Source organism: Amycolatopsis sp. NPDC004169 (assembly GCF_040610315.1).
Taxonomy (GTDB): domain Bacteria; phylum Actinomycetota; class Actinomycetes; order Mycobacteriales; family Pseudonocardiaceae; genus Amycolatopsis.
In genome coordinates this window covers 249606-269471 of sequence record NZ_JBEXMD010000009.1, presented here as the reverse complement: position 1 = coordinate 269471, position 19866 = coordinate 249606, and the positions used below count along the sequence as shown (strand labels likewise).

Annotated in this window: 18 protein-coding genes; 9 read left to right on the top strand and 9 right to left on the bottom strand. The window is 70.8% G+C overall.

Annotated features, from left to right (window positions below; genetic code table 11):
• Positions 1–23 precede the first annotated feature (23 nt).
• Genes ABZX11_RS15510 through ABZX11_RS15490 form a run of 5 tightly spaced genes read left to right on the top strand, consistent with a single transcriptional unit; the run spans position 24 to position 5595 of the window.
• The gene (locus ABZX11_RS15510) at positions 24–1148 is read left to right on the top strand and encodes a lactonase family protein (RefSeq protein ID WP_354913460.1); all 1125 of its coding nucleotides are present in this window, start codon (positions 24–26) and stop codon (positions 1146–1148) included.
• Positions 1149–1156: 8 nt separating this feature from the next.
• A complete protein-coding gene (locus ABZX11_RS15505; protein ID WP_176171317.1) occupies positions 1157–2440 on the top strand; it encodes an extracellular solute-binding protein in 1284 nt (427 codons plus the stop codon).
• Positions 2440–3387, top strand: coding sequence for a sugar ABC transporter permease (locus ABZX11_RS15500; RefSeq protein WP_354913457.1), 948 nt, complete (start codon positions 2440–2442; stop codon positions 3385–3387). The genes ABZX11_RS15505 and ABZX11_RS15500 overlap by 1 nt, the downstream gene beginning before the upstream one ends.
• Positions 3378–4226 (top strand): carbohydrate ABC transporter permease, encoded by an 849-nt coding sequence (locus tag ABZX11_RS15495; protein ID WP_354913455.1) that lies wholly within the window; start codon positions 3378–3380, stop codon positions 4224–4226. Before ABZX11_RS15500 ends, ABZX11_RS15495 begins: the two co-directional genes overlap by 10 nt.
• A gap of 1 nt (position 4227) precedes the next feature.
• Positions 4228–5595, top strand: coding sequence for a beta-N-acetylhexosaminidase (locus tag ABZX11_RS15490; RefSeq protein WP_354913453.1), 1368 nt, complete (start codon positions 4228–4230; stop codon positions 5593–5595).
• Between the two features lie 142 nt (positions 5596–5737).
• Here ABZX11_RS15490 and ABZX11_RS15485 read toward each other — a convergent pair whose 3' ends face one another.
• Positions 5738–7480, bottom strand: a complete 1743-nt coding sequence (locus tag ABZX11_RS15485; protein ID WP_354913451.1) for a M64 family metallopeptidase — start codon at positions 7478–7480, stop codon at positions 5738–5740.
• 128 nt (positions 7481–7608) lie between these two features.
• Here ABZX11_RS15485 and ABZX11_RS15480 point away from each other — a divergent pair, with 128 nt between their 5' ends.
• A complete protein-coding gene (locus ABZX11_RS15480) occupies positions 7609–8082 on the top strand; it encodes a hypothetical protein (RefSeq protein WP_354913449.1) in 474 nt (157 codons plus the stop codon).
• An 11-nt stretch (positions 8083–8093) separates the two neighbouring features.
• Here the strand turns inward: ABZX11_RS15480 and ABZX11_RS15475 are convergent, their stop codons facing one another.
• Together ABZX11_RS15475 and ABZX11_RS15470 are read right to left on the bottom strand one after the other, a co-directional pair.
• Positions 8094–8762 (bottom strand): response regulator, encoded by a 669-nt coding sequence (locus tag ABZX11_RS15475; RefSeq protein ID WP_176171321.1) that lies wholly within the window; start codon positions 8760–8762, stop codon positions 8094–8096.
• Positions 8759–10333: a sensor histidine kinase gene (locus tag ABZX11_RS15470; protein WP_176171322.1), complete on the bottom strand. Its 1575-nt coding sequence runs from the start codon at positions 10331–10333 to the stop codon at positions 8759–8761. The genes ABZX11_RS15475 and ABZX11_RS15470 overlap by 4 nt, the downstream gene beginning before the upstream one ends.
• 157 nt (positions 10334–10490) lie before the next feature.
• On the opposite strand from ABZX11_RS15470, the gene ABZX11_RS15465 reads away from it, so the two are divergent.
• Positions 10491–11834: a cation:dicarboxylase symporter family transporter gene (locus ABZX11_RS15465; RefSeq protein WP_354913446.1), complete on the top strand. Its 1344-nt coding sequence runs from the start codon at positions 10491–10493 to the stop codon at positions 11832–11834.
• Between the two features lie 97 nt (positions 11835–11931).
• Here the strand turns inward: ABZX11_RS15465 and ABZX11_RS15460 are convergent, their stop codons facing one another.
• Positions 11932–12327, bottom strand: coding sequence for a helix-turn-helix domain-containing protein (locus ABZX11_RS15460; protein WP_176171324.1), 396 nt, complete (start codon positions 12325–12327; stop codon positions 11932–11934).
• A gap of 104 nt (positions 12328–12431) precedes the next feature.
• On the opposite strand from ABZX11_RS15460, the gene ABZX11_RS15455 reads away from it, so the two are divergent.
• Positions 12432–13865, top strand: a complete 1434-nt coding sequence (locus ABZX11_RS15455; RefSeq protein ID WP_354913444.1) for a DHA2 family efflux MFS transporter permease subunit — start codon at positions 12432–12434, stop codon at positions 13863–13865.
• On the opposite strand, the gene ABZX11_RS15450 is transcribed toward ABZX11_RS15455, so the two are convergent.
• The 4 genes from ABZX11_RS15450 to ABZX11_RS15435 all read right to left on the bottom strand — a co-directional run bounded on the left by ABZX11_RS15450 (position 13853) and on the right by ABZX11_RS15435 (position 16205).
• Positions 13853–14296: an SRPBCC family protein gene (locus ABZX11_RS15450; RefSeq protein ID WP_176171326.1), complete on the bottom strand. Its 444-nt coding sequence runs from the start codon at positions 14294–14296 to the stop codon at positions 13853–13855. The two genes, ABZX11_RS15455 and ABZX11_RS15450, sit on opposite strands and share 13 nt — an antisense overlap.
• A gap of 1 nt (position 14297) precedes the next feature.
• Positions 14298–15008: a zf-HC2 domain-containing protein gene (locus ABZX11_RS15445; protein ID WP_176171327.1), complete on the bottom strand. Its 711-nt coding sequence runs from the start codon at positions 15006–15008 to the stop codon at positions 14298–14300.
• Complete coding sequence (locus ABZX11_RS15440; RefSeq protein ID WP_026469270.1) at positions 15005–15556, bottom strand: sigma-70 family RNA polymerase sigma factor; 552 nt, start codon at positions 15554–15556, stop codon at positions 15005–15007. The genes ABZX11_RS15445 and ABZX11_RS15440 overlap by 4 nt, the downstream gene beginning before the upstream one ends.
• A gap of 145 nt (positions 15557–15701) precedes the next feature.
• Positions 15702–16205, bottom strand: coding sequence for a hypothetical protein (locus ABZX11_RS15435; RefSeq protein WP_176171328.1), 504 nt, complete (start codon positions 16203–16205; stop codon positions 15702–15704).
• Between the two features lie 224 nt (positions 16206–16429).
• Between ABZX11_RS15435 and ABZX11_RS15430 the strand changes: the two genes are divergently transcribed.
• A complete protein-coding gene (locus ABZX11_RS15430; RefSeq protein ID WP_354913441.1) occupies positions 16430–16969 on the top strand; it encodes a fibronectin type III domain-containing protein in 540 nt (179 codons plus the stop codon).
• A 3-nt stretch (positions 16970–16972) separates the two neighbouring features.
• On the opposite strand, the gene uvrA is transcribed toward ABZX11_RS15430, so the two are convergent.
• Complete coding sequence (uvrA, locus tag ABZX11_RS15425; RefSeq protein ID WP_354913439.1) at positions 16973–19834, bottom strand: excinuclease ABC subunit UvrA; 2862 nt, start codon at positions 19832–19834, stop codon at positions 16973–16975.
• Between the last annotated feature and the right edge of the window lie 32 nt (positions 19835–19866).

Below are 19866 nucleotides of genomic sequence, written 5' to 3'. Positions count from 1 at the left end.
AAACCCGTTGGGAGACAAAGACGATGACCGGACTTTCCCGTCGCACGTTCCTCGGCGCCGCGGCCGGCGCGGGCGCCGCCACCGTTCTGGGCAGCTCGCTCGCGTCGGCCGCCACCACGCCGAAAGGCTGCTTCGCCGGAGGAACCGTGTACATCGGCAGTTACACCAGCGGGGCGACCGGGCACGGGCTCGACGTCACGAGCCGGTCCGGCGCCGCGCTGAACCCCGTCCGCACGGTGCCCGGTATCAGCGACACGTCGTGGTTCGACCGCAGCGCCGACGGCAAGACGCTGTACGTCACCAACGAAGGCGACCCGGCAGGGTACGTCTCGGCGCTGAACATCGCCGATCCCGCGAAACCGAAGCTGCTCAACAAGGTTTCGTCGAAGGGTGGCGCGCCGACGCACCTGAGCGTGCACTCGAGCGGGAAGTACGTGCTGGCCGCCAACTACAGCTCGGGCAGCGTCGTCGTGCTGCCGATCCTGGCCGGCGGCAAGCTCGGTGCGGCCACCGACCTGGTGACCCACCACGCCGACTCCGGCCAGGCGCACGCCCACCAGGTCGTCAACGACCCCACCGGCCGCTGGGTGCTGGCGGTCGACCTGGGCGCGGACTCGGTGTACGTCTACGGCTTCACCGCCGGGAAGCTTTCGCTGCACCAGCAGCTGAAGCTGCCCGCCGGCGCCGGGCCGCGGCACCTCGCGTTCGACCACAGCGGGAAGTTCGCCTACATCCTGCAGGAACTGCGGCCGGAGGTGACGGTGGCGAGCTGGGACGCGGCCACCGGGACGCTGAAAGCGCTCTCCGTCGTCCCGGCCGTCCCCAGCGGGAGCACCGGCGAGCTCTACCCGGGCGAGATCATCCTTTCGCAAGACGGGAAGTTCGCCTACGCCACCGTCCGCGGCCCGAACACGCTGGCCACGTTCTCCGTTTCCGGCGCCACGCTGAAGCTGGTGTCCACGGTGTCCACCGGCGGGAACTGGCCGCGGCACGTCGCCCTCGACCCCTCCGAAAGCTGGTTCTACGTCTCGAACCAGCGCTCCGGCACCGTCACCTGGCTGCCGCGGGACCCGGCCACCGGCCTGCCCGGCGCGCCCGCCGGTTCGCTCGCCGTCGGGTCCGTCAACTCCGTCTACTTCGCCTCGTGAGGTTCACCATGAGACTGCGCCGCACCCTGCCCGTCGTCGCCGGGCTGGCCCTGCTGGCCGGCTGCGCGCCCACCCAGTCCGCGCCCGCGGGCAGCGGCGGGGACGACAAGACCGGCACCGTCCGCGTCTGGCTGTTCGACGAAGCCAACCGCGCGCCGAAGGAAGCCGCGGTCAAGGACGCGATCACCGAGTTCAAGGCGGCCCACTCCGGCGTCGAGGTCGACGTCCAGTGGGTGCCGGTCGAGGGCCGCGCCGACAAGTTCTCCGGCGCCTTCAACGACCCGGCCAACGCCCCGGACGTCGCCGAGTTCGGCAACACCGACGTCTCCAGCTACGCGGCCACCGGCGCGCTGGCCGACCTGACCGGCGACCTCGCCGCGTGGCCCGAGGGCAAGGACCTCATCCCGACCGTGCTGGACACGGCGAAGTCCGGCGGCCAGACCTACGGCCTGCCCTGGTACACCGGCATCCGGGCGCTCTACTACCGCACCGACGTCTTCACCGAGCTCGGTCTCAAGCCGCCGTCGACGCTGGCGGAGCTGACCGACACCGCCCGCCGGATCCGGGCCGCCAAGCCGGACCTCTACGGCATCTCCGTCGGCGGCAAGTACACCTACGCCATGCTGCCCTTCCTCTGGGCCAACGGCGGGGAGCTCGCGCAGGACACCGGCGGCAAGTGGAAGTCGACGGTCGACGGTGAGCAGGCCAAGGCCGGCGTCACGCAGTACGCGTCCCTGCTCAAGGACGACATCTGCCCGCCCGCGCAGTGCGCGAACCTGACCGGCACGCAGAGCGTCACCGCGTTCGCCGGCGGCAAGGCCGGGATGACGATCGGTGGCGACTTCAACCGCAAGGCCGTCGAGCAGGGCGCGGTGAAGGGCAAGTACGCCGTCGTCCCGATCCCGGGCACCACGGCGGGCAGCGTCGCGCCCGCGTTCGCCGGGGGCAACCTGCTGGGCGTGTTCAAGGCGAGCAAGCACCGCAGCCTGGCCCTGGAGTTCGTCGAGCTGCTCGGCGGCGCGAAGTACCAGGAGAAGATGTACACCGCGATGGGCAACCTGCCGACACTGGGCAGCGTGCAGCAGAAGCTCGCGGCGAACGACCCGTTCCTCAAGCCGTTCGTCGACACGCTCAAGGCGGGCACGAAGTTCGTCCCGGCGACGCCGGCGTGGTCGAAGATCGACAGCCAGAACGTGCTGCCGACGGCCGTGCAGCAGATCGCCACCGGCGGCAAGGACCCGGCGGCGGCGCTGGCCGACGCGGCCGCCGCGATGAACCGGGCCTTCGGCTAGTGGTAACGATCCAGGAGACCCCTTCCGCCACGGCGCCCGCACGGCGGCCGCGGCGGAAGGGGGACGGCCGGGCCGCCGCGCTCTACCTCGCCCCGGCGGGCGTCCTGCTCGCCGCGCTGCTGGCCTACCCGATCTACCAGCTGGTCGTGATCTCGTTCTACGACTACGGCCAGCCGCAGGCCGCGGGCAACGCGCCGCTGGTGTTCCTCGGCTTCGCCAACTACGCGGACCTGCTGTCCCAGGCGCAGTTCTGGACCGTGCTCGGCAAGACGGTCGGGTTCGCCGCGGCCTGCGTCGTCGGTTCGCTCGTCGTCGGCACCGGGCTCGCGGTGCTGGCTTCGCGGGTGCGTTCGCTGCCCCGGATGCTGCTGTTCCTGGCCGCGCTGGGCGCGTGGTCGACGCCGGCGATCGCCGGCTCCTACGTCTGGCTGTTCCTCTTCGACACCGACTTCGGCCTGGTCAACGAGGTGCTGTCGGGGATCGGGCTGCCGTTCGAACACCATTCGTGGACGTTCGGCACGCTCGGCGCGTTCGGGCTGGTCGCCGCCGAGGTGATCTGGTGCTCGTTCCCGTTCGTGCTGGTCACCATGTACGCCGGGATCAAGGGCGTGCCGGACGAGGTGCTCGAAGCCGCCTCGCTCGACGGCGCGTCGGCGTGGCGCACGACCTGCACGATCGTGCTGCCGATGGTGCGGCCGCTGCTGATGATCGCCACCGTCCAGTCGATCATCTGGGACTTCAAGGTGTTCACCCAGATCTACGTGATGACCAACGGCGGCGGCGTGGCCGGGCGCAACCTGGTCCTCAACGTGTACGCCTACCAACAGGCCTTCGCCGGGCAGGAGTACGGCCTCGGCTCGGCGATCGGAGTCGTGATGACGCTGTTGCTGCTGTCGGTCACCGGGCTGTACGTCCGGTCGCAGCGCCGGAGCGCGGCATGGCTGTGAAACGTCCGGGCCGGCTGATCGCCGAGGTCGTCACCGTCGTGGTCGCCGGGATCGTCGCCTTCCCGCTGTACTGGATGCTGCTGTCGGCGGTGAAGCCGGCGGGCGAGATCCAGTCGGCTTCGCCGAAGCCGTGGACGTTCCACCCGTCGTTCGACAGCTTCTCGCGCGTGCTCACCGTTTCGGGCTTCGGGCGGTACTTCGTCAACAGCCTGCTGGTGGCGCTGGTCGTCGTGGCGCTGTCGCTGCTGCTGTCGTTCCTTTCGGCGGTGGCTTTGACGCGGTTTTCCTTCCGGGGGCGCACGGTGCTGCTGGTGATGACGCTGGTGGCCCAGATGGTGCCGGTGGAGGCGCTGACCATCCCGCTGTTCTTCCTGATGCGGTCACTCGGTGCGGCTGTGCCGGCTTTCGGGTTGAACGAGCTGGGTTCGCTGGTGCTGGTGCACCTGGCGTTCAGCCTGCCGTTCGCGATCTGGATGCTGCGCGGGTTCGTCGCCGCGGTGCCGGTGGAACTCGAGGAAGCGGCGAAGCTGGACGGCGCGTCCCGGGTGCGGTTCACCTGGCAGATCCTCTTCCCGCTGGTGGCGCCGGGGCTGGTGGCCGTGAGCGTGCTCGCGTTCATCCACGCGTGGAACGACTTCCTGTTCGCCAAGACGTTCATCGTCTCCAAGACCGAGAACCAGACACTGCCGCAGGCGATCCTGGTCTTCTTCAAGCCGGAGGACACCGACTGGGGTGCGGTGATGGCGTCTTCGACACTGATGACGATCCCGGTGCTGGTGTTCTTCGTCCTCGTCCAACGACGGCTGGTGTCCGGCATGGCCGGCGCCGTGAAGGGCTGACATGGCTTTCGACACCCTGCTCCCCCGCCCGGTCTCCGTGACGCCCGCTCCCGGCACGTGCCCGTGGCCGTCCACAGTGGACGTCCGGCCCGCTTCACTGCCACCGGAGGGCTACCGGCTCACGATTTCCCCGTCCGGTGTCGTGCTGGAAGTGGCCGACGCCGCCGGGGAGGTCTACGGACGGGAGACGCTGCGGCAGCTGGCGGGCCCGGCCGCGTTCCGGGTGGCCGGGTTCGCGCCGTCGTCGCTGCCGTGCGGGGTCGTCGAGGACCACCCGCGGCTCGGGTGGCGCGGGTGCCTGCTCGACGTCGCCCGGCACTTCCGGACCAAGGCCGAGGTGCTGCGGTTCGTCGACCTGCTGGCGGCGCACAAGCTGAACGTGCTGAACCTGCACCTCACCGACGACCAGGGCTGGCGCTTCGAGGTCCCGTCGTTCCCCCGTTTGACGTCCGTGGGCGGCTGGCGGCCGTCGTCGATGGTGGGCAGCGGCGGCGAGCAGGACCGCCGTCCGCACGGCGGGTTCTACACCGGTGACGACCTGCGGGAGATCGTCGCCTACGCTTCGGCGCGCGCGATCACGGTGGTGCCGGAGATCGACATCCCCGGCCACGCGCGGGCGGCGCTCGCCGCCTATCCCTCGCTGGGGACGTCGTCCTCCTACGAGGTCTGGACTTCCTGGGGGATCAGCACTTCGCTGCTTTCGCCTACTCCGTCCACTTTGGACTTCTTCCGCGAGGTGTTCGACCACCTGCTGGAGATCTTCCCGTCGCCGGTGATCGCCCTGGGCGGCGACGAGACCCCGGGCGCGACCGATGAGCACCGCGCGTTCGTGCGGCAGCTGGCCTCGCACCTGGTGGCCCGCGGCCGGACGCCGATGGGCTGGGACGAGGTCCTCGACATCGACGGGCTCCCCCCGATGGTGATCGCTTCGTGGCAGAACGAGGAGGCAGGCCTGCGGGCGGCTTCGCTCGGGCACGACGTGGTGATGTGCCCGGAGCAGCACGTGTACCTGGACCACCGGCAGTCTCCGCACCCGGACGAGCCGATCCCGGTCGGGGAGGTGCACACGCTGGAGGACGTGTACGCGTACGAGCCGGCGTTGAGCGGGGCGCGGCTGCGCGGCGTGCAGGCACAGGTGTGGAGCGAGCACCTGGACAGCGTGCGGCGGGTGGACTACATGGCGTTCCCACGGCTGTCGGCGTTCGCGGAGGTGGCTTGGAGTTCCGGGCCGCGGGACTACGAGGAGTTCCTGCCCCGGCTGCGCGACCACCACCTGCCGCGGCTGGACGCGCTGGGCGTGGAGTACCGGCCGTTGGACGGTCCGCACCCGTGGCAGCTGCGGCCCGGGGTGCCGGGCCGGCCGCGCTAGCGGCTGCGCGCCTGGGCCCGCAGACTCCCCGCCCTCCCTGGGGGGCGTTCCCAAGTCCAGTCTATCGGCTGCCACCGACAAACCCGGCCGGATACCGACCAGCGCGCGGAGTTGTCCACACGCACCTCCGGGCGTGGACAGACTACGGCAGCAGCGTCACCGTGACCGACTTCGTCGGGCCCACGTTGCCCGCCGCGTCGATCGAGCGGTACTCGATGCGGTGCTGGCCGTACCCCGGCTTGCGCTCCGAGAACGGCGACACCGTCAGCCCGCCCTCGCCCAGGTTGCCGTACGCGAGCCCGTCGATTTCCGTGCCGCGCGGGGTGAACAGGTACGGCGCGTTCGGGTCCGTCGGCCAGCCGTAGTACTTGTGCCAGCCGTCGCCGTCCACGCGGAACTCCGGCATGCCGTCCGGTGACTCGAGCTTCAGCGTGAACGAGTCGTGGTACTCGGGGCCCGGGGGCAGCTCCGCCGTGGTCTCCGGGCCGGTCGCGTCCACCGTCCACGTCACCGTCGTGCCGCCGGTCGTCGCCGTCAGGGTGTGCGTGCCGCGAGACAGGTCGAGGGCGTAGTCGGTGCCAGTCCCGGCGTAACGGCCGTCCAGGGACCAGAAAACCTCCGGGATCGAGCCGGTCGGCTCACCCGTCTCGACGTAGACCACGTCGTGCCCGCCGACCGGCAGCGACGTCGACGCCACGACAGCCGGGCCGCCCGCGGGCGCGGTGACCACCGCCGTGTCCACCGTCCAGGTCCGGCTCGCGGACGGCCGGGCCGCCGGGTCGCGGACGAACGGCGTCGGGTCGGTCACCGTCGCGGTCAGCGTGTGGCGGCCGGGCTTCACGTGCGCGGTGCGCAGGTCGACCGCGTCGCGGCCGGGCAGCCTCTTGCCGTCCAGCGTCCAGGTGACGTCCAGGCGGTGGTCCACCGGGTGCATCGGGCGGACCCACACCACGCGGTCGGCGCCGATCGTCCCCGCCGGGGTGCCGCCCGCGATCAGCGGGACCTTCGCCGCGATCCGCTGCGTCATCCGCTCGCGGCCGACCTGGTCGAACGCGTAGCCGAGCGTCTTCATCATCGAGTGACGGCTCGGCCGCCAGACGCCGGTCTGGGTGTACAGCCCGCCTTCGAACCGGCCGATCGTGCCGCCGGACTCGCTGGGCTCGCCGAGCCAGCGCCACCACTTCGCGTGCTGCGCGCGCATCTGCGGCTCGGTCAGCAGCGTGTGGTGGATCGACGCCGGTTCGCCGCCCTCGTACGCGCCGCCCGGGACGTTGCGCGCGTAGTAGTCGTACTCGTCGTCGAGGCCGCCGAGAGAGTGGCCGAGTTCGTGCGGCGAGATCAGCGCGGACAAGGCGTTCCCGCCGGATGCCGTCGCGTACGTGCCGCCCGCGCCGCCGTAGGTGGAGCTGTTGCCCAGCGCCAGGATCTGCCGGTTCGCGCGGGTCGTGCCGGGCACGAGGTCGGCGTACCGCTGGGCGGCCGCGTCGTCGACGGTCAGCAGCCGCTGCACGCTCTGCGCGTTGCAGCCGCCCCAGAACCCCATGTTCAGCGGGGTGTCGCGCCGCGGCGCGTCCAGGCCCGGGTCACAGTCCACACCGGACTCCGGTGAGGCGATGGAGACGGCGAAGACGTTGAAGTAGCTGCGGTAGGACTTGAACGGCTCGAGCGACCACAGGGTGCGCACGTGCCGCTGGACATCGGCGAAGAACTTCGGCTGCTCGGCGGCGGTGTAGCCGTCCCCGAGGACGACGAGGTTGAACCGCTGCGCAACCGGCCCGCTCACCTGCACCTCGGTGACGGAGGCCGCAGGCTCGGCGGCGTGCGCCGGCGCGGCCAGCCCGGCGGTGACGACGAGAGCTGCGACGAACCCGGCCCACTTCCGCATGGCGGCACTCCCCTGGTCGGTGATCGTTCCGGTGTACCGCACGGCGAGCGTCGCCGGAACCGCCGGAAGTCGCAGACGCAGCCGTGTAGGCCGTTATACGCACCCTCGGCCCGCTGCGGACGAGCGTCGTGATCGTCGAGGGAGACGGCACCCAGGTCATCGATGAGCAAGCGGTGAACGTGGTCGTCGATCCCGCCGTGGTGGACCTGCCCGCCGATGTCGCGCGGCTACGGGACGAGGTAGCCGCGCGTCAAGGAGAGTCGGCCCGCGCGGGCGCACACGCACACTGGAACGGCCCAACCTGTGCCGTGTCCGGGTTTTCCGTCCACCGTATTGGTGTCGACGAGGCACCGGGAGTCCGGCTGCGCGTCAGGAGCACCGATTACTTCACCTTCCTGGCGACCCAGCAGCCGGATCGCGAGCGAAGCGAAGCAAGGCGGTGGGGGCTCGAAGAGCTCGGGCTGGAGCGCACCGAATACCACCTGGAACTGCTGGCCTTCGACATCGATCGCCGGACGAGCCAGTGGGGCTGGCGCACCCGTGACGTGATCCGGTCCGCCGCGGCGACGGGAGCCGGCGAGCCGGGAGCCGAGTCGTCCTGAGCCGGCAGTCGTTATACGCGGGTCAAGCGGTACCAGACCTCCGGCCGCCCGACCTGGCCGTAGTGTGGCTCGCGGTGGGCCATCCCGTTGTCCGCCAGGTACTCCAGGTAGCGCCGGGCCGTCACGCGGGACGCCCCGATCGCCGAGGCCGCCGCGCCCGCCGAAAGGCCCTCCGCCGCGCCGGAAAGGGCGTCGGTGATCGCTTCCAGGGTCTGGACGCTCATGCCCTTCGGCAGCGGGGGCTGCTCCGTCGTGCGCAGGGCACCGAGGGCGCGGTCGATCTCCGCCTGGCCGGTGACCTCGCCGGAAGCGTCGCGGAATTCCGCGTAGCGCTCCAGCTTTTCGCGCAAGGTGGCGAAGGTGAACGGCTTGAGCAGGTACTGCACCACGCCGACCGAGACCGCCGCCTTGACCAGGCCGAGGTCGCGGGCCGACGTCACCGCGATGACGTCGATCGGCAGCCCGGCCGCGCGCAGCGAGCGGCAGACCGCCAGTCCGTGCGTGTCCGGCAGGTAGAAGTCCAGCAGCACCAGGTCGACCGGCTCGCGTTCGCAGAACCGCAGCGCCTCGCCGCCCGAGTGCACCACGCCGGCCACGGCGAACCCGGGCAGGCGCTCGACGTACACGCGGTGCGCCTCGGCGGCGACCGGCTCGTCCTCGACCACCAGCACGCGGATCACCGGCTCGCCTCCTGCCGCGGGAGCCGCACGGTGAACACCGCGCCGCCGTCGTGCCCGACCTCGACCGTGCCGCGGTAGCGGCGCACCGCCTGCCCGACCAGCGCGAGCCCCAGCCCGTGGCCGTCCTCGGCCTTCGTCGACCAGCCGCGCCGGAACACGTCGGCGTCCTCGGGCACGCCGGGACCGGAGTCCGCGACGCGCAGGAGCAGCCCGTCTTCGTCCGTGCGGGCGGTGACGACGACCTTCGGGTGGCCGGTGCCGCGCACGGCCGCGTCGAGCCCGTTGTCGATCAGGTTGCCGAGGATGGTCACCAGGTCCCGGGCCTCGATGCCGAGCGAGACGTCGTCGATCACCGTGTCCGGGGTGACCGTCAGCTCGACCCCGCGCTCGCTCGCTTCGGCCGCCTTGCCCAGCAGCAGCGCGGCGAGCACCGGCTCGGCGACGGCGCCGACGACCCGGTCGGTGAGCTCCTGCGCCAGGGCGAGCTCGGCGGTGGCGAACTCGACGGCCTGCTCGGGTTTGCCGATCTCGACGAGGGAAACGACCGTGTGCAACCGGTTCGCGGCCTCGTGCGCCTGTGACCGCAGCGCCTCGGCGAGGCCGCGGGCGGTGGTCAGCTCCCCGGTGAGCGTCTGCAGTTCCGTGTGGTCGCGCAGGACGACGACGGTGCCCTGCGCGCGGCCGCCCGAGCGGACGGCGGTCGTGCTGACCAGCAGCACGCGCGAATCCGTCAGGTGCAGCTCTTCGGCCCGGTTCTCCGCCGACGTGAACGCTTCGGCCAGCCCGCCGGGCAGGCCCAGCGTCGCCAGGTCGCGGCCGACCGGGTCGGCGTCGAGGCCGAGGAGCGCGCGGGCGCCGTCGTTGCAGAGGCCGATCCGCCCGTCCCGGTCGACGAGCAGCACGCCTTCGCGGACCGAGTGCAGCACGGCTTCGTGGTACTCGAACAGGTTGCTCAGCTCGTCCGGCGCGACACCGCGGGTCTGGCGCCGCAGCCGGGCGCTGATCAGCCAGCCGCCGAGCGCGCCGACCACCAGCACCGCGCCGGCCACGCCGAACAGCGGCCACAGCCGTTCGCGCAGCTCGGCCGAGATCGCGGCGACGGTGATCCCGACCGCGACCAGGGCGACGACCCGGTGGCCGGCGTCGAACACCGGGACGACCGTGCGCACCGACGGGCCGAGCGAGCCGGTGTAGGTCTCGGTGAGCTCCTCGCCGCGCTGCGCCCGGTCGATGGTGCCGATGTAGTGCTGCCCGATCAGGGCCGGGTTCGGGTGCGTGTAGCGGATCCCGGCCGGGCTCATGATCGTGATGAAGTCGACCTGGGTGTGGGCCTGCACGCGCAGGGCGAACGGCTGCAGCGTCACGCTCGGGTCCGGCGTGCTCACCGCGGCGGCGACGGTCGGCGCGTCCGCGACCGTCGCCGCGACCGCGCGGACCTGGTCGCGCGCGTTCTCGTCCACCGCGCGCTGCGCGTCGATCCAGGCGAAGGTGATCCCGGCGCCGGCCAGCACGCAGAGCACCGCCAGCTGCAGCACCAGCAGCTGGCGCGCGAGGCTCCAATGGGACCGCACCGTCGGGGGCACCTCCTCATACCAGCACACCGCGCGGCCGGCTGTCCGAACGGGACGGTGCGATCATCACACGAACTCAATGAACACAAGTGAGCCGGATCACCGAACTCGGCCTACAGTGTGCCGCAACCTGAACACCCCCGAGCTGGAGGCAACGGTGCCTACACCGACCCCCGACGCGGCGCCGCGCCGCCGCGACAAGACCCACTACCTGTACCTGGCCGTGATCGTCGCGGTCCTGCTCGGGATCCTGGTGGGTTTTCTCTTCCCCGGTTTCGCCAAGGGCCTCAAGCCGCTGGGCGACGGGTTCGTCAACCTGATCAAGATGATGATCTCGCCGATCATCTTCTGCACCATCGTGATCGGGGTCGGCTCGGTCGCCAAGGCGGCCAAGGTCGGCAAGGTCGGCATCCTGGCGCTGGTCTACTTCATCGTGATGTCGACGTTCGCGCTCGCCATCGGCCTGGTCGTCGGCAACCTGCTGCACCCGGGCGAGGGGCTGCACCTCAACCCCGCCGACGTGAAGAGCGTCCAGAAGTCCGCCACCGGCACCGACGGCCCGGTCGACTTCCTGCTCCACATCATCCCGAAGACGTTCGTGTCCGCCTTCACCGAAGGCCAGGTCCTGCAGACGCTGCTCATCGCGCTGCTCGTCGGCTTCGCGCTGCAGAAGCTGGGCCCGAAGGGCGCGCCGATCCTGCGCGGGGTCGAGCACATCCAGCGCCTGGTCTTCCGGGTACTGGCGATGATCATGTGGGCCGCCCCGATCGGCGCGTTCGGCGCCATCGCCGCGGTGGTCGGCGCGACCGGCTGGGCCGCGCTGAAGAGCCTCGCGGTCATCATGATCGGCTTCTACGCGACCTGCCTGGTGTTCGTGTTCGTCGTCCTCGGCCTGGTGCTGTGGCTCGGCGCCCGCGTCAACATCCTGAGCCTGCTGCGCTACCTCGGCCGCGAGTTCCTGCTGATCCTGTCGACGTCGTCGTCGGAATCGGCGCTGCCGCGGCTGATCGCGAAGATGGAGCACCTGGGTGTCGGCAAGTCGGTCGTCGGCATCACCGTGCCCACCGGCTACTCGTTCAACCTCGACGGCACGGCCATCTACCTGACCATGGCGACGCTGTTCATCGCCGCGGCCCAGGACGAGCCGCTCTCGATCGGCGCCCAGATCGGCCTGCTGGTGTTCATGATCATCGCGTCGAAGGGTGCGGCGGGTGTCAGCGGCTCCGGCATCGCCACCCTGGCCAGCGGCCTGCAGTCGCACCGGCCGGAACTGGTCAACGGCGTCGGCTTCATCCTCGGCATCGACCGGTTCATGTCCGAGGCCCGCGCGCTGACCAACTTCGCCGGCAACGCGGTGGCGACCGTCCTCATCGGGAACTGGACCAAGGAGTTCGACCGCGAACAGGCGGAACGGGTGTTCGCCGGGACAGCGCCGTTCGACGAGGCCACGTTGATCGACGAGGAGCAGCAGCCCGAGCCCGAAGAAGTCGCGGTGAGGTAGTTCCCTCGACGTTCGTGCCCACGCCCCCGCTGTGCACGAACCACCGCGGGCCGCGGTGCGAGTCTCCCCGACCTCGCACCGCGGCCCGTTCCACGTTTCAGCCGGCCGTGTCGTAGGCGATGCGCGCGGCGGCGATGTCGTCGCGGTGCTGCTCCGCCCAGCCGAGCAGGCCGTTCAGCGACTGGTACAGCTCCTTCGCCATCGCCGTGGCCTCGTACTCCACGCGGGGCGGGACGGTCGGGTAGATCGTGCGGACCAGCAGGCCGTCCCGCTCGAGGTTGCGCAGGGTCAGCGTCAGCATCCGCCGGCTGATGCCCTCGACCGCGCGTTCCAGCTCGGTGAACCGCACGGGGCCGCGGATGGCCTCCAGGAGGATGCCGATCGCCCACTTGCCGCTGATCCGGTTGATGACCTCCAGCACGGTGCAGACGTCGAGTTTCTCCGGGTCGATCTCGGTGACCTGGACGGGTACACCGATGTTCCCCTGGGACATGGAAGTGCCTCCTTACGCGGGCACTCATAGTCACACATGATGGGCACTGTTACAAGAAGTGCCCTGGCGACGACCAGGGGAACTCTCGACTGGAGGGGCCTGTCATGGCCGAGAACCACCCCACCCGCTCGCGCGGCCTCGCGTTGGCGGTGCTGTGCGCCGCTTCGCTGATGGTCGTGCTCGACAGCAGCATCGTCGCGGTGGCCCTGCCCGCGATCCAGGCCGACCTCGGCTTCACGTCCGCCGGGCTCTCCTGGGTCTTCACCGCCTACCTGGTCGCCTTCGGCGGTCTGCTCCTGCTCTCCGGACGGCTCGGCGACCTGCTCGGCCGCCGCCGCGTCTTCCTCGGCGGGCTGGGCCTGTTCACCCTCGCGTCACTGGTCGCCGGCCTGGCCGCGGACGCGGGTGTCCTGGTCGTGGCCCGGTTCGCCCAGGGCGTCGGCGGCGCGCTGGCGTCGGCCGTGGTGCTCGGGATGATCGTCACGATGTACCCCGAGCCCCGGGCCCGGGCGAAGGCGATCGGCGTCTACAGCTTCACGCAGGCGGCGGGTGCGTCGATCGGGCTCATCGCCGGCGGTGCGCTGACGCAGGCGCTGAACTGGCACTGGACGTTCTACGTCAACCTGCCGATCGGCGTGGCCGCGCTGCTGCTGGCGGTCCGGGTGGTCGAGGCGGACCGCGGAACGGGCCTGCGCAACGGCTTGGACGTGCTGGGTGCCGTCCTGGTCACCGCCGCGGTGATGCTGGGTGTGTACGGCATCTCGGCTGCGTCGTGGGGCGCGGTGGCCGCGGCCGCCGTGCTGCTCGCGGCGTTCGCGGTGCGGCAGGCGAAGGCGCGGACGCCGTTGCTGCCGCTGCGGCTGTTCCGGATCCGCGCGGTGACCGGCGCGAACGTGGTGATGGTGCTGATGGTGGCCGGGATGCTCGGCTTCCAGTTCGTCACGGCGCTGTACCTGCAGCAAGTGCTGGGCCTGGACGCGCTGGGGACCGGCGTCGCGTTCCTGCCGGTGCCGCTGGTGATCGCGGTGGCGTCACTGGGCTTCGCGGGCAAGCTCACGGCCCGGTTCGGGCCGCGCGCGGTGCTGCTCGCGGGGCTCGGGCTGGTGATCGTCGGGCTGCTGCTGCTCACCCGCGCCTCGGACTCCTACTTCGCCGGCGTCCTGCCGCCGCTGCTGCTGATGGGCCTCGGCGCCGGCGCGGCCATCCCGGCGCTGATGGGCTTGGCGATGGCGGACGTCCCGGCGTCGGACGCGGGGGTGGCGTCGGGCCTGATCAACACGACCCAGCAGGTCGGGGCGGCGGTCGGCACGGCGGTGCTGGCCGCGGTGGCCGCCTCCCGGACGGAGAGCCTGCGCGGGCTGGACCACCGCGAGGCGCTGGCGGCGGGGTTCCGGCTGGCCTACGGGGTGAGCGCGGGCTTCCTGATCGCGGCCGTCGCGCTGGGCGGGCTGGTGCTGGCCCGCCGGACCCGCTCTGCCGCTGCTGCTGCGGGCGCCGTGACCGAGCCGGAGCTCTGCAGCTCCGGTCAGGCCAAGTAGGCGGAAAGCCCACGGTGGCCCCGCCGCATCATCAGCGCGTGGTTCGCGCGGAAGAGCGGCCGGGCCACCGTGTCGAAGCGCCGCAGCAACTCCTTCCGGGCCTGGACGTCCTGGGTGATCTCCAGCAGCGTGCCCGCGCCCGCCGCGCGGACCGCTCCCGCCAGGGTCCCGTCGAGGTCGCCACTGAGCCTGACCCGCATCAGGCCCGTGCGCTCGTCCTGGTGGTCCCGGTGCATCCGGACGACGATCCGGAACGGCAGCCGGGACCGGCAAACCAGCTCGGCGGTGTCGTCGTCCACGCGGCGCACCGCACGGACGTCCGACCACCACCGCGGGTAGCCGGCGAGGTCGGTGACCACGTCGAACACCCGCCCGGGCGCGGTTCGCGGAAGCAGCCACGTGCTGCGGAACCGGTAGCGCGCGCCCGTCACGTCACACCTGGGCCGAGACCAGCTTCCGGCCGTCCACCGTGACGATGTCGACCGACTTCACGTCGTCGGGGGCGACCAGCGCCGACCCGTCGAGCTTGAAGCCCTGGTTCTCCCACTTCTCCGACACCTGCCAGCTGCCCGCGGTCACCGCTTGACCTTCCTTGGTGACCACCTGGAGCAGGCACTTCTCGCCGGCCTTGACGCCCTTGACGTTGACGTCGACCTTGACCCAGCCCTGGAACGGGGCCACCGCCGCGGCCAGTTGCACACCGGTGGTCGGATCCCGCCCTTCGACGTTCTTCGTGCCGGGCACGTCCGATGCCGGAGCTGCGATGCCGCCGCTGTCCGGAGCCGTCTGCCGTCCGACCAGGATGCCGCCGCCGAGCGCGGCCACCACCAGCACCGCCGCCGCGACCAGGGCCAGGCCCCGGCGTCCGCCCGAACGAGCCGGAGCGGCGCGCTCTTCTTCGTCGCGCACCCGGCGCAGGGTCTTCTGCAGCAGCAGGTCCCCGCCTTCGGGCGGCCCGTCGAGGAACGCCTCGGGCGGTACCTCGTCGAGCGAGTCGCGCAGAGCCACGAGCTCGTTCAGGTCGAACCGGCACTGCGCGCAGGTCTGCAGGTGCCGCCGCTCGAAGTCGGCTGCTTCGTGGGGATCGAGCGCGCCGAGGGCGTACGCGCCGAGCTGCGTGTGACTCTCGTCCACCGAGTTCATCGCGCCACCTCCGTTCCGCTCGAAATCATCGCTGCTCTGAGTGCTCGTAGTGCGTAGTACGACCTTGATTTCACGGTACCCGGTGCGACGCCCAGTGTTCTCGCCGCTTCGGCCACCGTCCGTCCCCGGTAGTAGATCTCCACCAGGACCTCTCGATGCTCGTTGGACAGCCCGTCCATCGCGCCGAGCACGGTCATCGAGTCGACCACGCCCTGGGCGTGGTCCCGCTCGACGGCCGGGGTCGGCACGCCTTCGGCCGGTTCGGCCACCTCTTGTGGCCGCGCCGCACGGGCCCGTGCCCGGTCGGTGACCAGGTTGCGCGCGACGGTCAGCAACCAGCCGCGCACCGAGCCTTTTCCGTCGTTCTGCAAGTCGTCCGCGTGTTTCCACGCACGGACGAGCGTCTCCTGGACCACGTCCTCGGCTGCCGCCCGATCCCCGGTCAGCCTCGTCGCGTAGGCCAGCAGGCTTCGCCCGTGTTCGGCGTACAGCTGCCGAATCAGGTCTTCGCCTTTGGCCTTCTTAGGCCGCCTGCCTCCTATGGCCACCCTCGTCCTCCCGACGGTGTTCTGAGTCGGCGAGGACAGTACTGCAACCCTCAGCTCCACCGGCGGTGCGTGCGCCGAGCGCAGCGCGACCATGGTGTTCATCGGCTGCCCGTCCTTCCTCGTTTGCCCGGAAACCCGTCGTCCGTCAGGACCCTGATCCGCCGGCCTTGCTGCCCGCGGTGATCTTGCTGCCGTCCGGGGCGATCGCGAACCACGTGCCGTTCGCGCCCTGGCCGTTCATGTCGCCCGCCACCTTGTCGCCCGTGAACTCGTACAGCGGCCAGCCGTTGAGCGTGATCTGCTTGCTGCCGTCCTTGCGGGTCGTCGTGCCGACCTGGGTGTCCTGGATGCCCTTGAGCATCGGGGTGGCCACCCCGGCGAGCATCGGCTGCCAGGACTTCGTGCAGTCGCCGTCGCAGTTCGACGTCGGCGGCTGGGAGAGGTCCTTGTCGAACCGGTAGAGCGTCTTGCCGTCGGCGTCGGTGACCACCGAGCCGACCCCGTTGACCGTGCCGACCTGGAGCATCTTGTGCCCCGGCTCGCCGTGCTGCGGTCCCTGGGCACCGTCGGCCATCTCGCCGCAGGCGGACAAGGAAGCGACGGCGACGAGCGCCAGCGCGCTGACGACCAGCGGCCGGATACGGTTCATGACGTTCTCTCCTCGGTGAGGGCGGCTCCACCATCCGGTGGACCTCGACACCTGGAGACACGGACGGTCGCGGGAAACGGTTCAGCCGGTTTCACACCCGTTCGGTGCCGGTTCGGCGGCGGATTGGTGTGTCCCGGTGATCGGCACGATCTTGTCGCCGTGCGGGCGGGCTTCCTAAGCTCGTGACGTCCGCACCGCCGCCCCCGTCCCCGTGGGAGGCCGCCGTGCCCGGCAAAGCCCTCGTCCTCGTGGCCCTGCTGGCCGCCGGCTGTTCCGCCACGCCGCCGCCGGCCTTCACCGCGGCCCTGACCTCGCCGACGGACGTGGTGCTCAGCTGGCCGGACGACGGCGCGGGCCACCGCGTCGAGTACGCCAACGACCCGGACGGCCCGTGGACGACGCTGCGGTTCCTGCCCGCCCACACGACGGGCTACCACCACCCGGACCTGATCCCGCAGACGCGGTTCTACTACCGGGTGCAGCCGTTCACCGGCCCGGTCACGACGGACCTGCACACGGTGGTCTCGGGTGACACGGTGACGTTCACCTGGGCCGACCACTCCCCCGACGAAGCCGGTTTCCTGCTGGAGATGCGCCGCCCGGGCGCGCCGGAGTTCGACCCGGTCGAGGTGACCGACCCGGACGTGACGACGTGCACGCTCTCGCTGCTGCCCGGCGAAGAGGGCTCGGCCTACCGGCTTCGGACGCTGCACTACGGCCCGCTCTCCCCGGTGGTCCACCAGACCACCGGGAAGGAGCGGTAGCCGCTAGTCGGCCGTGAGGACCGTCTTCAGGAACTGGCCGGTGTAGCTCTCCTCGATGCCCGCCACGTGCTCCGGCGTGCCCTCGGCGACCACCGTGCCGCCGCCCGAGCCACCCTCGGGGCCCATGTCGATGATCCAGTCGGAGGTCTTGATCACGTCGAGGTTGTGCTCGATCACGATCACCGAGTTGCCCTTGTCGACCAGGCCGTTGATCACGCCGATCAGCTTGCTGATGTCCTCGAAGTGCAGGCCGGTGGTCGGCTCGTCGAGGATGTACACCGTCTTGCCGGTCGAGCGCTTCTGCAGTTCGCTGGCCAGCTTGACGCGCTGCGCCTCGCCGCCGGACAGCGTCGGCGCCGGCTGGCCGAGCCGGACGTAGCCGAGGCCGACGTCCACCAGCGTCTGCAGGTGGCGGTGGATGGCCTTGATCGGCTCGAAGAACTCCGCGGCCTCCTCGATGGGCATGTCGAGCACGTCCGAGACGGTCTTGCCCTTGTAGTGCACCTCGAGGGTCTCCCGGTTGTACCGGGCGCCCTTGCAGACCTCGCAGGGGACGTAGACGTCCGGCAGGAAGTTCATCTCGATCTTGATCGTGCCGTCGCCGGCGCACGCCTCGCAGCGGCCGCCCTTGACGTTGAACGAGAACCGGCCCTGCTGGTAGCCGCGCACCTTCGCCTCGGTGGTCGCGGCGAACAGCTTGCGGACGTGGTCCCAGACGCCGGTGTAGGTGGCCGGGTTGGACCGCGGGGTCCGCCCGATCGGCGACTGGTCGACCCGCACCAGCTTGTCGACGTTGCCGAGGCCGTTCACCCGGGTGTGGCGGCCCGGCACCTGGCGCGCGCCGTTGAGCTTGTTCGCCAGCACGGTCGCGAGGATGTCGTTCACCAGCGTCGACTTGCCCGAGCCCGAGACACCGGTCACCGAGACCAGGCAGCCGAGCGGGAACGAGACGTCCAGCCCGCGCAGGTTGTGCTCGCGCGCGCCGACGACGGTCAGCTGCCGCTTCTTGTCGACCGGCCGCCGGATCGCCGGCACCTCGATCTTGCGACGGCCGGACAGGTACTGCCCGGTCAGCGACTCCTTGCTCTTCAACAGCTTCTTGTACGGTCCACTGTGGACGATGTGGCCGCCGTGCTCGCCCGCGCCCGGGCCGATGTCGACCACCCAGTCGCTGGAGCGGATGGTGTCCTCGTCGTGCTCGACGACGATCAGCGTGTTGCCCAGGTTCCGCAGCCGGGTCAGCGTCTCGATCAGGCGGTGGTTGTCGCGCTGGTGCAGGCCGATCGACGGCTCGTCCAGCACGTACAGCACGCCGACCAGGCCGGAGCCGATCTGTGTCGCGAGCCGGATCCGCTGCGCTTCACCACCCGAAAGAGTGGCGGACGCGCGGTCGAGGGAGAGGTACGTCAGGCCGACGTCCAGCAGGAAGCGCAGGCGGGCCTGGATCTCCTTGAGCACCGCACCGGCGATCATCGCCTCGCGCTGCCCCAGCTCCAGCTCGTCGAGGAACTGCGACGCCTCCGCGATGGACAGCGCGCAGACCTCGGCGATGGACATGTCGCCGCGGGTCTTGTGCTGCAGCGTGACGGCGAGGATCTCCGGCTTGAGCCGGGTGCCCTGGCAGGCCGGGCACGGCACCTCGCGCATGTAGCCCTCGTACCGCTCGCGCATGTACTCGGACTCGGTCTGCTCCTGGCGCCGCTCGAGGAACGGGATGACGCCCTCGAAGTTCGCGTAGTAGGAGCGCTGGCGGCCGTAGCGGTTCTTGTAGCGGACGTGGACCTGCTCGTCGACGCCGTGCAGCACCGCCTTCTGGGCGCGCGCGGGCAGCCGCCGCCACGGCGTGTCCATCCGGAAGCCGATGGTCTCCGACAGCGACTCGAGCAGCCGGATGAAGTAATCCGCGCTCTGCCCGCCCGACCACGGCGCGATCGCGCCCTCGGCCAGCGACAGCTCGTCGTCCGGGACCACCAGCTCCGGGTCGACCTCCTTGCGGATGCCGATGCCGGTGCACTCGGGGCACGCGCCGTAGGGCGAGTTGAAGGAGAACGAGCGGGGCTCGAGGTCTTCGATGGCCAGCGGGTGGCCGTTCGGGCAGGCGAGGTTCTCGGAGAAGCCGCGGATGCGGTGCGGGTCGTTCTCGGGCAGGTCGACGAACTCGAGCTCGATCAGGCCGTCGGCCAGCCGCAGCGCCGTCTCGACCGAGTCGGTGAGCCGCTGCCGCGAGGCCGCCTTCACCGTCAGCCGGTCGATGACCACGCCGATCTGGTGCTTCTCCTGCTTCTTCAGCTTCGGCGGGTCGGTGAGCGCGTGAACCGTGCCGTCGACGACCACGCGCGCGTAGCCCTGCTGCTGCAGGTTCTCGAACAGGTCGACGTACTCGCCCTTGCGGCCGCGCACCACCGGGGCGAGCACCTGGAACCGGGTGCCCTCCTCCATGGCGAGCACCTGGTCGACGATCTGCTGCGGGGTCTGCTTGCTGATCGGCTCGCCGCAGGTGGGGCAGTGCGCCTTGCCGGCGCGGGCGTAGAGCAGGCGCAGGTAGTCGTAGACCTCGGTGATCGTGCCCACGGTCGAGCGCGGGTTGCGCGAGGTCGACTTCTGGTCGATCGACACCGCGGGCGAAAGGCCCTCGATGAAGTCGACGTCCGGCTTGTCCATCTGCCCGAGGAACTGCCGGGCGTACGCCGAGAGCGACTCGACGTAGCGGCGCTGCCCTTCGGCGAAGATGGTGTCGAAGGCGAGGCTCGACTTCCCGGACCCGGACAGGCCGGTGAACACGATCAGGCTGTCGCGGGGCAGGTCGAGATCCACGCCGCGGAGGTTGTGCTCGCGGGCACCGCGAACAACGAGGCGATCAGCCACGCCAGGGTCCTCTCAATGTCTTCTTCAGTGCG